Origin of the sequence: Aeromonas sp. QDB18 (genome assembly GCF_027705325.1) — a bacterium.
Classification (GTDB): domain Bacteria; phylum Pseudomonadota; class Gammaproteobacteria; order Enterobacterales; family Aeromonadaceae; genus Aeromonas; species Aeromonas caviae.
In genome coordinates this window covers 105,788-117,881 of sequence record NZ_JAPDBQ010000001.1, presented here as the reverse complement: position 1 = coordinate 117,881, position 12,094 = coordinate 105,788, and the positions used below count along the sequence as shown (strand labels likewise).

The 12,094-nt window shown below is 60.2% G+C and carries 12 protein-coding genes, 1 tRNA gene and 1 other annotated feature; of the genes, 6 read left to right on the top strand and 7 right to left on the bottom strand.

Annotated elements, in window-relative coordinates:
- Positions 1-298: 298 nt before the first annotated feature.
- The 6 genes from OKC30_RS00565 to OKC30_RS00540 all read right to left on the bottom strand — a co-directional run bounded on the left by OKC30_RS00565 (position 299) and on the right by OKC30_RS00540 (position 5,597).
- Entirely contained in the window at positions 299-847 is a 549-nt protein-coding gene (locus OKC30_RS00565) for a recombinase family protein (protein ID WP_102989237.1), read from the bottom strand.
- A gap of 262 nt (positions 848-1,109) precedes the next feature.
- Entirely contained in the window at positions 1,110-2,078 is a 969-nt protein-coding gene (locus tag OKC30_RS00560; protein WP_270809512.1) for a recombination directionality factor, read from the bottom strand.
- Positions 2,075-3,064 carry a YqaJ viral recombinase family nuclease gene (locus OKC30_RS00555; protein WP_102989235.1) on the bottom strand — a complete coding sequence of 330 codons (990 nt, stop codon included), beginning with the start codon at positions 3,062-3,064 and terminating at the stop codon, positions 2,075-2,077. Before OKC30_RS00555 ends, OKC30_RS00560 begins: the two co-directional genes overlap by 4 nt.
- 94 nt (positions 3,065-3,158) lie before the next feature.
- On the bottom strand, positions 3,159-4,109 hold the full coding sequence (locus OKC30_RS00550; RefSeq protein WP_102989234.1) for a DUF932 domain-containing protein: 951 nt from the start codon (positions 4,107-4,109) through the stop codon (positions 3,159-3,161).
- A gap of 209 nt (positions 4,110-4,318) precedes the next feature.
- A tRNA-Arg gene (locus tag OKC30_RS00545) sits at positions 4,319-4,395 on the bottom strand.
- Positions 4,396-4,445: 50 nt separating this feature from the next.
- Positions 4,446-5,597 carry a flagellar assembly protein FlgT gene (locus OKC30_RS00540; protein WP_270809511.1) on the bottom strand — a complete coding sequence of 384 codons (1,152 nt, stop codon included), beginning with the start codon at positions 5,595-5,597 and terminating at the stop codon, positions 4,446-4,448.
- A gap of 265 nt (positions 5,598-5,862) precedes the next feature.
- Here OKC30_RS00540 and OKC30_RS00535 point away from each other — a divergent pair, with 265 nt between their 5' ends.
- Both OKC30_RS00535 and OKC30_RS00530 read left to right on the top strand, forming a co-directional pair.
- On the top strand, positions 5,863-6,483 hold the full coding sequence (locus OKC30_RS00535) for a FlgO family outer membrane protein (protein ID WP_270661226.1): 621 nt from the start codon (positions 5,863-5,865) through the stop codon (positions 6,481-6,483).
- 88 nt (positions 6,484-6,571) lie between these two features.
- Positions 6,572-6,997 carry an LPP20 family lipoprotein gene (locus OKC30_RS00530; protein ID WP_010673311.1) on the top strand — a complete coding sequence of 142 codons (426 nt, stop codon included), beginning with the start codon at positions 6,572-6,574 and terminating at the stop codon, positions 6,995-6,997.
- A gap of 502 nt (positions 6,998-7,499) precedes the next feature.
- Here the strand turns inward: OKC30_RS00530 and pheA are convergent.
- The gene (pheA, locus tag OKC30_RS00525; protein WP_270661247.1) at positions 7,500-8,672 is read right to left on the bottom strand and encodes a prephenate dehydratase; all 1,173 of its coding nucleotides are present in this window, start codon (positions 8,670-8,672) and stop codon (positions 7,500-7,502) included.
- A 38-nt stretch (positions 8,673-8,710) separates the two neighbouring features.
- Positions 8,711-8,844, bottom strand: a sequence feature (Phe leader region).
- A gap of 191 nt (positions 8,845-9,035) precedes the next feature.
- Between pheA and OKC30_RS00520 the strand changes: the two genes are divergently transcribed.
- From OKC30_RS00520 to OKC30_RS00505, 4 genes are all read left to right on the top strand, one after another.
- Positions 9,036-9,635, top strand: a complete 600-nt coding sequence (locus OKC30_RS00520) for an HAD family hydrolase (protein ID WP_143238388.1) — start codon at positions 9,036-9,038, stop codon at positions 9,633-9,635.
- 147 nt (positions 9,636-9,782) lie between these two features.
- Entirely contained in the window at positions 9,783-10,613 is an 831-nt protein-coding gene (locus OKC30_RS00515; RefSeq protein WP_143237946.1) for a hypothetical protein, read from the top strand.
- Positions 10,614-10,701: 88 nt separating this feature from the next.
- A complete protein-coding gene (locus OKC30_RS00510) occupies positions 10,702-11,256 on the top strand; it encodes a DUF3157 family protein (protein ID WP_049637018.1) in 555 nt (184 codons plus the stop codon).
- Between the two features lie 178 nt (positions 11,257-11,434).
- Complete coding sequence (locus OKC30_RS00505) at positions 11,435-12,064, top strand: outer membrane beta-barrel protein (protein WP_039041374.1); 630 nt, start codon at positions 11,435-11,437, stop codon at positions 12,062-12,064.
- The last annotated feature ends 30 nt before the right edge of the window (positions 12,065-12,094 follow it).

The following is a 12,094-nucleotide window of genomic DNA, read 5'->3' as shown; positions in this document are numbered from 1 at the left end:
GGCCATGATCTCGCACCTCAGTAACTGTACGTAAGATCAGTATAGCTCGTGGTGACTGCTAATCATGGGTAATCAGGAATTTAAATGTGCGTTGCACCAAAATGGCTTTCCTGTTTTGTCCTGCACTAGTGCAGGCAGAAAGCCTGTGAATGGCTCCGCCGCCTGTATTGATTGACTTCCAGACATAAGCGTTAGTAGTAAGCAGAATGTCAGCTTTTTCATTTTTTATCTCACTGAATAACTATGATAAAATAGATGTGTATGGCTATAGTCAGAAACGGTAAACCACACTATTTTTTCAGTTGCTCTGAGATCTGAGAATGCGTTGCACACTGGAGATACTGATCCCCGTGCGTTTGGCAATTTCAGCTCTGGGTAACCCCTTGGCAACCAATGCCAGAACTTCATTACCTTTTGCCATTGCGGTAGGCTTACGGCCTTTATAAACACCTCGTCGCTTGGCTAACTCAATTCCTTCAGCTTGCCGCTCCAACATCAACTCTCGTTCGAATGTTGCGATAGCACCGATCATGGTGAGCATTAACTTGCCAGTAGGTGTTGAGGTATCTATCCCCAGATTCAATATCCGTAATGCAACTTGCTTATGTTGTAGAAATTCTGATATTTCCAATAGGTGACGAGTATTACGAGCCAGACGATCCAGCTTGGTAACCATCACCACGTCTCCCTCCTTCACATAATCCAAGAGGAGAGCAAGCTGTGGCCTATCATCACTGGCACCGCTAACCTTCTCCTGGAAAACTTTATTGCATTCAGCCAGTGCTCGAAGCTGGACTTCAAGGCTCTGACCTCCCGTACTAACACGTGCGTAACCTACCAGTGCCATGGCCTCCTCCCGGTCAATAGGGCAAGGTACACTGACCCCCATGGTCAAAAGTCTCGAAGAGACCTTCTTGACCTGAAAATGGAGGGAAATAGATGAAATGAGTGCCGATTTCGTGAGTGTCACTAGGGCTTGATCTATTGACCCCAAACCAGCGATGGAGAGAAATAACGGGACGCTTTGTGATAAACGTCCCGTCGTGATGGGTAGCAGAATATTGTGCTACTGATTGATTTGATTGGATGTAACAAGATGCCAATGTAAGTTATTGGCTTTGTGGCTCAGGCGTAGGCGGTGAAGGGGCCGCGTTTTTACCCAGTTTACTGGTCAGGGGCGAGGAACGAGGGCTGAGGCGTTTTGGTGCTGTTACGGTTGCCAAAGGCTGTGAGGTGGAAGATGACGCTATCATTTCTGGCTCAGGATAGAACTCCTCCAGCAGCATCGGTACCTCTTCATCAATATCCTCAAACTGGCCATTACGCAGCAAGTCACGAGCAGCTTGCTCCATCTGCTCGATGGCCAAGCCTGCTTCTTGGTCACGTTGGGCCGCCTCCTGTGCCAGCCTAACTGCCTCAGTCAGGTTGGTCTCTTCCCGTAGCGTCAAATCCACGTAGTAGACCGGTGTGCGGTAGGACTGGGTGGTGCTCTTGGCCCGCAACCGCAGGGTGAGCGGCAGATAGCGTGTATGGCCCCCGCTCACAGCCTCCAGGTACTTCAGTCGCGCCGCCAGGGTGCGTACCGAGTTGTAGCCGGTGGTGCGGAAGATAAAGCTACCCAGCTCATCCCCTTGCCCCTCCACAAACAGGTTCAGTCGTCCGTACAGCTTGCAGCCCTGTTGCCCTGCAAAGGCGCAGCGCTCTGGTCCTGGGCAGCTGACCTCCTCCATGCCTTGCGCCCCCACACGTCTCGCCACCTCCCCATTCCCGACACAGAGCGGCCTGCCGGTTTGCCGGTCAAACGCGCTGTATTCCGCCCGCAGATTCAAGTCGCTATCGTTGAACAGCACCCTCACTGGAATGGCGCGGATCTTGGTTTGCTCTTGCCCTTGGCCACTTTTTTGCGATGAGTAGTGTTGATGCAGGGGATGGAGCAACCATCCCCCTTTTTGTTGTATCTGGGTGGTGAGGGTGAAACTGTCGTCCTTCTCCGGCACCCACTTATCCTGTTTTTGCACCAGCTTGTCGATGCAGATCCGCCCGATCACGGGCGGGGTGATCGCCAGTCCTTTGATCATGGTGTTTGCCTCAAGGGTTGAATGGTAAAACGGCGCACGCCGGGCACCGGTTTGACATAACGGGTGAGCAAGTCGGGATGATCCTGACCGAGCTTATCGAGATCCGGCGCCAGCCGGTCTTTACTGCGCTTCCAGGTGATCTTGCCATCGGCAAACAACCCGGCTGTCGCTTCACCCAAGGTGGCTTGCAGCCGCTGCTTGAGTTGTGACTCCTGCTGCTCGACAGCCTCCTTTTGCTGACGCAAGCGCAGTAGTTCGCCAAACAGCAGGTTGAACTCGGGGGAATCGGAGAGATCCAGCGTCTGACCATCGTCACGCGGGAACAGCCAGCTCAGGGCATTGGCTGCATCACTGGAGCCGTCAGGCTCTGGCTGGTGGTCTTGTTGCACCATCTGCCAGAACTGCGCTTCCCGCTCGGTGAGATCCTGGATCTTCTCCTCATCGCGCTCGATGCGGTAAATCCGAAAATCCTGGCCGCCGATCAGCACTGCCACCTCAGCCCAGGCATGGCCGGTGACGGCCAACTGATGGAGTACCTGACACTGGTACGCCACCGGCACCCCTTCCTCCCACTGGGGGGCGCTGTGATAGCTGGCGGTCTTGATCTCCAGAATGCCCGGCCCATCGGGATGGCCGACTACCTCTCGGTCGAGGTTGGCGAGCATGAAGGGTTGATCGGGGTGTTGCAGCACCGCATTGACCCGGCGCACCTTGTAGCCAGTGCGTTTGGCATAGACCTGCGCCAACACCGGCTCCAGCTCAATGCCCCACAGCACCGCTTCCTTGTGGGATATATCCTCCGGCTCCTTGCGACCGGTCTTCTCCAGCCAGAGGCTGAGCGGGCATTTGTAGGGGGAGAGCCCCACTGCGACGGCAGCATCGGAGGAACCAATGCCGAGTTTACGGATAGCGAGCCACTGCTCGCGGGTTAACTGGGGAGTGGAGGCCAGCCGCAGGGCTTGGCCATACTTGGCTTTTGCTTTCATGACGACTCCTTGTTGACGGCATAAATGGCGACGCCCGGATTGGCTTACGCCAGTCCGGGTGAGTTCGTTATGCGGTTTGAATGGGGAAGCGTAATTACTGCAGCAGAGTGAGTGCCTGATTCAGGGCTTGGGATTTGAGTTGGGCGCCCTGACCGAACCAGGCGGAATCAAGCCGGTGATCTTGGCTGCGGGCACGGCGGTGGTGATCCACGTATTCGGTGACCGCATTGACCAGCCCCCAGGCGGTATTGCGAGAGCTGGCAAGCTCTGAGCCCATCCCCGCGCCCTGATAGAGCTCATGCAGCCGTTGTACCGGCTTGGTGAGAATGATGCTCTCCTCATCCAGCGGTTGCGCCAGCAAGTCGCTGAAAAAGCGTAGCGCCTCTTCAGGGGCGACTAGCCGTTGTGCCAGCGCCTTGGTTTGTGCCTTGAACTCATCCCAATGGGAGAGCCCCAGTCCGAGCGACTCTTTGACGGTCGCCGCATCGAACTGAGTGGAGTGGGGCACCTTGATGGCGCCGGTAGAGCCACGCAGTGCCATCTGCAGGGTGTTATTGCAGACCACTCGCAGCGAGGTGAACTGCGCCGTGGTACAGAGCGTGCCATCGCAGCTAGTTGCCAGCAGCAGATAGGATTTTACCAAGTCATTGCCTTTGAGTTTTAGATCCTGGCCGGTCTTAGCCAGTGCCCACAGTTTGCGGCCACCTTTGAGCGAGCCTGCGGTTTCCAGCTCAAAGCCACCGGCTTCCACCAGGTCTTGATAGAAGTGCAGCACCTCGTGAGGCTGTACCACGTTGTAACGACTTGAGACCACCGATAGGGGGGCGAGGGTATCGGAGCGATAAAGCACCTTGCTATCGCTGTAGGGGCGAATATGCAGCGCATCGGAGGCGACGTTAAACATCACGTCGCTCTGCTCGATGGTCCAATCCATGCCGGCTGCCTGTAGCCAGATATCGAGGGATTGTTGCGGGGGCAAAACATTGCCAAGGCTATGCCAGGGCGTTTGACCGGTGTAGGCCATCGTATCGATCAGGTGAGCCATGAGAAATCTCCAATGAAAAAGGGACTGCACAGAGCAGTCCCTTGGGTAGGTTCATGGAGATAATATATATCTGAAATCAATTCAAATGAGACTTATTTGTCTCTCTGGTTTCTAGCTATGGAATGCACGCTGTGGTACCCCGTGTGGTACCCCAGGCCAAAAACGACCAAGGGGTTGGCATCGTGATGATGCCAACCCCTTGTTTTATATGGCGCTCCCGACTGGAGTCGAACCAGTGGCCTGTCCCTTAGGAGGGGACCGCTCTATCCTGCTGAGCTACGGGAACCTTGTGGCGGGCATTATACAAGAAGCATTGTGCTTTTAAACCCTTGATTCCTATTCCAATACGGCCAGGTCACCGATTTGGACATTGAACGGCGAATATTTGTTCTGACTGCTGATGATGGCGCCATCCTCGAACACCTGTACCACCTCGAACAGACCGTCAGCGGGGTTGCGCATCACCCTGGACTTGCCATAGGGGTCGACGAAGTCGGCGCTGTGCTGGACCCGGAACTGGTCCCCGAGTTTGACCCCGTTGCGACGGCCCAGGTTGATGTGGGGGCCGCGCTCGTGCTGGGCCACGATCCGGGCGGTGACGGGGGCACAGGCGAGTTCGGCGGCGATGTCCTGGGCCGCCTCCTTCAACTGGTAGCCCACCTCCTGGCCAAAGCTCGACTGCCAGAACTGGCCGCCGCTGCTGCCCACCTGCTCCCGCTTGGAGAAGGTCCAGTTGGCGCGTCCCTTGTACTCCTTGCGGCCGAGCAGGCTGCCGTTGATGCCGTCGAACAGGTAGAGCTGCATGGAGAAGTTGCGCACGGGATCCTCATACCAGCTGGTGAGGGCGTTGCCCTGGGGCTCGAGGGAGAGGTCGTCGATGCTGCCGAGCACCAGATACTGGCTGTCGGTGCGCAGGCTCAGGGCCTTGATCTCCTCGAGGGCGCTGCGATCCCCCTGTTGCAGATGGAGAGGGTCGATGCGCAGGTTCTCGTCCAGCCACTGGCGTGCGACCACCTGGGGCGTCGTCGCCAGGGTTTCAAACAGCCGGCGGGAGAGATCGGCGGGCATGTCGTCCAGGGCACCGGTGCTTGCCTGGTCCGGGTAGCGCATGCGCAGGCGCACCAGCGTCAAATCCTTGGCGTAGTGCTGGGTCTGGCAGATCTGCCGCTCCGCCTGGATGTCGGCCACGAGGGTGATGTACATGCGGCCGTTGCGCACCTCTTCGCGCTTGAGGCGGTACTGGCGGATGTCGCCGCCGGAGCGGATCTGGATCTGCTCGGAGCGCAGGCTGCCGTTTTCCAGGCGCTGGATGCTGGAGACGGAGGCACTGCTGGCCAGCAGCGCCTGGCGCAGGGCGTCGCGGGTCGCCTGCTCGCGGGCGTAGACCTCGTCGCCCCCCAGAATGGCGGCACTGCCCTGGGCCTCGATAAGTTCGGCCCTGGCCGACAGGCTGGCCAGCAGCAGGGTGAACAGCAGCGAAACTTTCATAACAAACACCTTGAGTGGGCGACCCCGCTGCCGCCGGTGGGGCGGGTCAGGGATCCTGGACACAGATCCGGTCTGCACCGGAGCGGGTGACCAAATAAAAGCAAGAACCATGCCTTCTTCCCTGGCCGGAGCCCGCGCGGTGGGCTCCGGTGGCACAGTGCGCGCCTCTGCCCGGGGATCATCGAGGATCCTGCGCGCATTCCCGCCTCAAGTGTTGGCGGTTGCGACCGATAACAGGTCAGGTGCAGATACAGGAAAGGTATCCATGAAGAGAGTTATCACGGTGCTGGCGGTGGCGCTGGCATTGGTCGGTTGCGGGTCGGCCGACCCCATCAATCGGGAGCTGGGAGACCCTCGCCAGGCGGCGAAGGGGATGGAGCTCAACTGGCTGGTGGCCCGCATGACGGATCAGCTGATGGAGCGCAAGTCTCTCACGACCCTGACCGAGCCCATTGCGGTCGCCTCCTTTGTCGATCTCGACACCCTGAAGGACACCAACTGGATAGGGCAGCAGATCGAGGAGAGCTTCATCTACGAGCTGAACCGGCGCGGTGAGGTGGTGGTGGACTTCAAGACCACGGGCAACATCCAGGTGACCCCGCAGGGGGACTTCGTGATGAGCCGCAACTACAAGGATCTCTCGTCCCGGCTGCCCATCTCCCGCATCCTGACCGGCACCTTCAGCCGCAATCAGCAGGGGATCCTGGTCAACGCCCGCATCATCGATCTGCGCACCAAGATGGTGGAGACCACGGCCCAGAGCCTGATCCCGAAACAATATTTGTCCGGTGCCAGCAACTCCTTTGGCCGGGCCTCCATCAATCGCGGTTACCTGATGCGGGGGGGCCAGAGCCCGTCCGGCCATCTGGTCAACCTGACCCCTTGAGGTGGCGCGTCATGAAGCGTGAAGCGGGCTGGCTGACATTGAGCCGTGACACATCGGGTGTGGTGAACAGGAAAACGGGGAAACAGCGATGAAAATCTTGTTGGGTTGCCTGATGGCCATGTTGCTGACGGCGTGCAGTGGCAACCGGGTGGTGAACTATGACGTGGGCGAGAAGCCCGATGACTTCCCGGTGCTCAAGGCGGTGGGTTATGCGGTGATCGACATCCAGCCCGGTCCCTCCCAGTCCGAGAAGATGTTGCAGGCGATCCGCGCCTCCAAGATGGACGCCTACCGGGAGCTGGCGGAGCAGCTCAACGGCCAGCAGGTGCGCGGCCAGAGCAGCTACAAGGACCTGACCCAGACCTCCAACTCCCTGGATGTGTCGGTGGCGGGCATGGTGCGCGGTGCCCGGGTGGTGGCGACCTATCCCCGCGGCAACACTTATGCCACCGAGCTGGAGCTCGACACCCGCAACCTCTATCACCTGAACCAGCTGATGGCGGGCCAGTTCTAGGGCGGGTCCGGGGGGCGCCGGATGAGCCGGGCGATCATCACGGCACAGACAAAGGCGAGCGCAGGCTCGCCTTTTTGTTTGGTCGGGAAGGGGCTCGGATCTGCGGGGAATAACCGGGGTTGCCGCGTTGGACGGGATAGGGCCTGGGGAGGATAACCGGGGTTGGCGTCTTGGGAGGAGCTGGTCTTCGGCAGGAGAAACGGGGTTGAGGTGCCGGGCGGGATCCGGCCTGTAGCGAGGAAAAAAGGGGCTGAGATCGCACAAGAGGTGCCCGGGCGCCGGAATGGCGGCCTTTTTTGTTTAGGGAAATCTAACGATGCTGCCATGTCGTTAAATAAAGTCAAACGATAGAAAGGCCCGGCAGGCGGCAAAAGGAGGCCGCAACGGGAGGAAGATGGCCTGATGGTGAGTGGAAAGACAGCAGCGCCAGGATCCCGGGTCCACGAGGAAGGGGGTGGAGGGCGGTTTAACGCCGGAAGGGAAGGGCGGGATCCGCTCCCCATCAGCTTCCCATCAAGACGGGCGGCACGGCGGTCGGCTTGACGTCTTCGCTCGGGTAGCAGCCCAGCACCTTGATGTAGCGGGTGATCTTGGTCAGCTCCAGCAGGGCGGCCTGCATGGCCGGGGTCTGCAGGTTGGCGGAGACATCCAGGTAGAACATCTCCTCCCAGGGGTTGCCCTGCACCGGACGGGATTCCAGCTTGGTCATGTTGATCTCGTGGCTGCGCAGCACCAGCAGCGCCTCCACCAGGGAGCCCGGCTTCTGGGAGGTGGACATGATGAGGGTGGTCTTGGCCGGGATCTGGGGCGCAACGTCAATGGGCTTGCGCGCCACCACGATGAAGCGGCTGTAGTTCTCCTTCTGGTTGGCGAGCTGCTCGGCCAGCACGTCCAGGCCGTAGAGCTCGCCGCCGGCGGCGCTGCCGATGGCCGCCGCTTCCGGGCTTGCCAGCTCCTTCACCTTCATCATGGCGCTGGAGGAGGAGTCGCAGATCTCGTGGCGCGCTCCTTCCAGCTTGCTGAGGTAATGGGAGCACTGCTGGAACACCTGGGGATGGGCGTAGAAGGTCTTGATGCGTTCGATCTCAGTGGGCACGGCGGTGAGGATGCAGTGCTCGATGGGATAGGTGAGCTCACCCACGATGGAGAGGGTGGTGTGCTGCATCACGTCGTACACCTCGTTGATGGAGCCCGAGCTGGTGTTCTCGATGGGCAGCACCCCGAAGGCGGCGCGGCCCGACTCCACGGTGTCCAGCACCTCGCGGAAGTTCTGGCAGTTCACCTCGAACACCTGATCCTTGTAGCGGGCTAGGTACTTGCGGGCGGCCAGGCTCGAGTAGGAGCCGCGCGGTCCCAGGTAGGCAACGCTGGTCATGGGCTCCTGCTGCTGGGGGTTGAGCAGGCTCTGCAGGTAGGCCTGCTGGGAGAGCACGGAGTCTTCGATGATGGTGTGGTAGATGCGGGTGATGTACTGGGCATCCAGTCCGAGGGCGCGCCCTTTCTGGATCAGGGCGACCAGCAAGTCCTGCTCGCGCTGGTGGTCACGGATGGGACGGGGATTGGCCTGCTTGGCGCGGGCGACCTCGATGCTGAGGGTCTTGCGTTTGGCCAGCAGGGCGAGCAGCTCCTGATCCAACTGGGTGATGTCGTGTCTGATCTCGTCGAGCGTTGCCATGGTGGTTCCCTATCCAGTGATTCTGTGGTGTGTGGTGCAAAAAAAAGCCTCCGCTGGGGAGGCTCGATTCGTCTTTGGTTTCTGTTTACGCGAATGGTTCACGTGACGACGGGCCTTCCCTCATGTGGGCCGGGTAAACGAGAAAACAAAGAAGAATGGTGTGTTCATGGGCGTGTCCTGAATGTAACGCCATAACCATTAAGGGATTTGGCGGTGCGATGCAAGTAAAACTTGCCCGGGGGCGTTGAACGGGGCAGGGTGGTGGCTCGGGTTGCCGAGGGGGAGTGAGCGTCGTTCTGGTCCCTGTTTGTGGCAACCGCCGTGACCACATCCGTGGCAACAACACATAGAGGGGACGAGACGATGGCGGTGATCTTCGATCTGGGCAGGGTGGTGGTGCGCTGGGATCCGGTGGCCATAGTGAGTGGGGTGCGCGGACCCGAGGGGGCGACTGGGATCGCGGAGCAGCTGTTCAACCACCCGGACTGGCTGGAGGTGGACAGGGGGACCCTCTCCCTGCACACCATGGCCCGTCAGGCGCAGGGGCGCACCGGCCTGTCGATGGCGGAGAATCTGGCCATCTTGCAGGCGGTGCCGTCCTCCCTTGTGCCGGATCCTGCCATGGTGGCGCTCATCGAAGAATTGCACGGTGCAGGCCACACCCTCTATGCCCTCTCCAACATGGGGCACGCCAGCATCGACTGGCTGGAGCAGCATCAGTCCTTCTGGCGCTTCTTCAGCGGCAAGGTGGTGTCGGCCCGGGTGCGGATGCTCAAACCTGAGCCCGACATCTACCGCTATCTGCTAGTGTCGTTCGACCTCAAGGCTGGGGAGTGCCTCTTTATCGACGACAGCCCGGCCAACGTGGCGGCGGCCGAGGCGCTCGGTCTGCGGGGGCTGATCTTCACCGATCCGGCCCGGTGCCGGGCGCATCTGATCGCTCAGGGGTTGTTGCCTGCCTGAGGAGAGCCAGTTTCGCTTCGCAGCGAAAAAAGTGGGCAAAACCTTGATTGAGGGCAAATAACGTACAGCTTTATCCATGCTCTTTAAGTGTATATTCAGCTTGGTGCGGGCAAAATGGTATCCAGTTCATCATCCGGAGTTGTTGTTATGGATGCCAATGTCGTTGCGCTGCATCGGGGATACGATCAGACCTTTCAAGCCAGGGAACAGAGGCTCATCAACACCCTGGCCGGTTACAGCGAACTGCTTGTCTCCTTCTCCGGCCGACTGGAATCTTGCTACAGCATGGATCTGTGCCGGGCCAGCGGGGTGCGATTTCGCGCCATCACCCTGGACAACCCCACCCTCAGCCGCCAGTCGGTGGCCAGGGCACAGCGCTACTGCCGGCACTACGGCATCCCCCATCAGGTGCTCAAGACCGACGAGATGATCTTCAGCGCCCATCTGGGCCACCTCGCCGAGGTGACCGACCCGGTGCGCTACCTCTGCCAGCAGCTCGAACATGAAGAGGGCCCGCCGCTGCTGATGTCGGCCTCGGTGGAGGAGAAACGGGAATACCTGCGCCGATTCCACAGCCTGCCCGCCAACACCCTCTGGATCTTTGCCGAGCAGGGGATGACCAACCGGGATTTTCGCTACGGCTTTCACCAGCGGCAACTGGCGCTCTGGGGAGACGTGGGGGAGGCCTGCCTGAGCCGGCGGTTTGTCGATATGGCCTCCCTGGACAGGCGGCACCTGCGGATGGTCGACATGGCCGAGCAGATGCTGGTGGACATGGGGCTGGGGGGAGCCCAGGTCTTCTTCCATACCCTGGGTGACAGGGTCACCACCCTTGCGAGGATCCGGGTGCCCGAACGGCTGCGGGCCCTGGTGTTCGACATGCAGCCCACCATCCAGAAGGCCCTCAGGAGTGCCCAGTTCGATCTGGTGACTCTGGATCTGGCCACGCTGGAGGATCCCCACCCCTTGGTCATCTGAGCCGGGGCGTAACGTGAGGGGGGTCATAGGCAAGGAGGGCGCGACTCTTTATACTGCCCCCTTCGCATCCTTTATCGAGTGCCTGCCCATGAAACCCCTCTCCCGACTGCTGGTCGCCCTCTGTCTGTGCCCTCTGCTGGCCGAGGCGGCTCCCCTGCACCAGATCACCTTGCCGGATGGTCGCCAGGTGCAACTCAATGACGATTTCACCTGGGAATACCTGCTGGTCAAGCCGGCAGCCACGGTAGCCGGTCAGGCAGTGACGGCGAGTGTCGTGGCCCCGGTGCTGACCGAGCAGGCCATGGCCCATCCCGACTTGCTCTCCCAGGCGACCCGGGACGGCATCACGGTGAAGCTGGACCAGGTGGCGGGGGACGATCCCCTCAGCCTGCAGTTCGTGGTGAGCAACACCGGCAGTCGCAACGTGGTGCGCGTCAACGGCAGCCTGACCCTGTTCAGCGCCGACGGGGTGCAGCTCTCGAGCGAGCCCGTGCGCTTCTGGGTCGGGGAGAACCGCCTGCCTGACTCCTACCTGCGCAAGGGGGAGGCTCGCGCCTCCCGGGCCATCGAGCTGGCACGACCCGCTGGCCTCACCGGCAAGCCGCTGGTGCGGGTGCAGATCGACGAGGTGGAGTTCCGCTAGGATGACGGCGGGGGAGCCCTCGCTCCCCCGCAGAGTGTTGCACCGGTAACCACCAGCAATATCCGCTTACATCTGACATGGTTTGGCAACAGCTTGCTCCTCGGCGTTGCCCCCTTTGCCCGTCACAATGGCTCCATTCCAGTTAGGTCCGCCTAACTCAACCCATGGAGTCAACAAAATGCAAAAGATCGCACTGTCTGTTCTGGTTCTGGCCGGTCTCTCTTCCACCTCCGTCCTGGCGCAAGATGCCTTCAGCTATGCCAAGGGATCTGCCACCTGGGCCCACACCAAGTCTGACTACATCGGTGGCAAGGATGGGGAGAACCGCGACTTCGGCGGCCTGAGCCTGGATCTCTCCAAGAGCTTCACCAGCAATGTCTATGGCCGGATCGGCAGCGAATACACCTCCCGCAGCAGCGGCAACGACAGCATGGCCATCTCCAGCCTGGGGATGGGTGTCTACACCCCCCTCAGCACCGGCCTGAACCTCTACGGTGAAACCGGCCTGATGGGCTACAGCCTGGAACGGGAGCTGGCCTCCGACGTGAACCACTCCGGTTGGGATACCCTAGCCCGCAAGAAGAGCGGCAGCCTCTACGGAGAAGTGGGCCTGCGCTACGACATCGGCGCCGTCGAGCTCTCCACCGGCTATCGCTACGCCAACATGACCGACGACATGCACGACTTCAAGGCGGGGGCGGCCTACAAGCTGACCCAGAACCTGGCCCTCACCGCCGACTACACCTATCGCAACTGGGATCTGCAAAAAGGCTCCATCTCCAGCCTGGGTGTGAAATACAGCTTCTGATCATCCTTCCTGCAGGGTCTTCACCTTTAC

Excerpts from the sequence above, each read along its gene's own strand:
- OKC30_RS00565 (WP_102989237.1), bottom strand. The coding sequence starts at position 847 with ATGGCACTGGTAGGTTACGCACGTGTTAGTACGGGAGGTCAGAGCCTT.
- OKC30_RS00560 (WP_270809512.1), bottom strand. The coding sequence starts at position 2,078 with ATGATCAAAGGACTGGCGATCACCCCGCCCGTGATCGGGCGGATCTGC.
- OKC30_RS00555 (WP_102989235.1), bottom strand. The coding sequence starts at position 3,064 with ATGAAAGCAAAAGCCAAGTATGGCCAAGCCCTGCGGCTGGCCTCCACT.
- OKC30_RS00550 (WP_102989234.1), bottom strand. The coding sequence starts at position 4,109 with ATGGCTCACCTGATCGATACGATGGCCTACACCGGTCAAACGCCCTGG.
- OKC30_RS00540 (WP_270809511.1), bottom strand. The coding sequence starts at position 5,597 with ATGAAAGTTTCGCTGCTGTTCACCCTGCTGCTGGCCAGCCTGTCGGCC.
- OKC30_RS00535 (WP_270661226.1), top strand. The coding sequence starts at position 5,863 with ATGAAGAGAGTTATCACGGTGCTGGCGGTGGCGCTGGCATTGGTCGGT.
- OKC30_RS00530 (WP_010673311.1), top strand. The coding sequence starts at position 6,572 with ATGAAAATCTTGTTGGGTTGCCTGATGGCCATGTTGCTGACGGCGTGC.
- pheA (WP_270661247.1), bottom strand. The coding sequence starts at position 8,672 with ATGGCAACGCTCGACGAGATCAGACACGACATCACCCAGTTGGATCAG.
- OKC30_RS00520 (WP_143238388.1), top strand. The coding sequence starts at position 9,036 with ATGGCGGTGATCTTCGATCTGGGCAGGGTGGTGGTGCGCTGGGATCCG.
- OKC30_RS00515 (WP_143237946.1), top strand. The coding sequence starts at position 9,783 with ATGGATGCCAATGTCGTTGCGCTGCATCGGGGATACGATCAGACCTTT.
- OKC30_RS00510 (WP_049637018.1), top strand. The coding sequence starts at position 10,702 with ATGAAACCCCTCTCCCGACTGCTGGTCGCCCTCTGTCTGTGCCCTCTG.
- OKC30_RS00505 (WP_039041374.1), top strand. The coding sequence starts at position 11,435 with ATGCAAAAGATCGCACTGTCTGTTCTGGTTCTGGCCGGTCTCTCTTCC.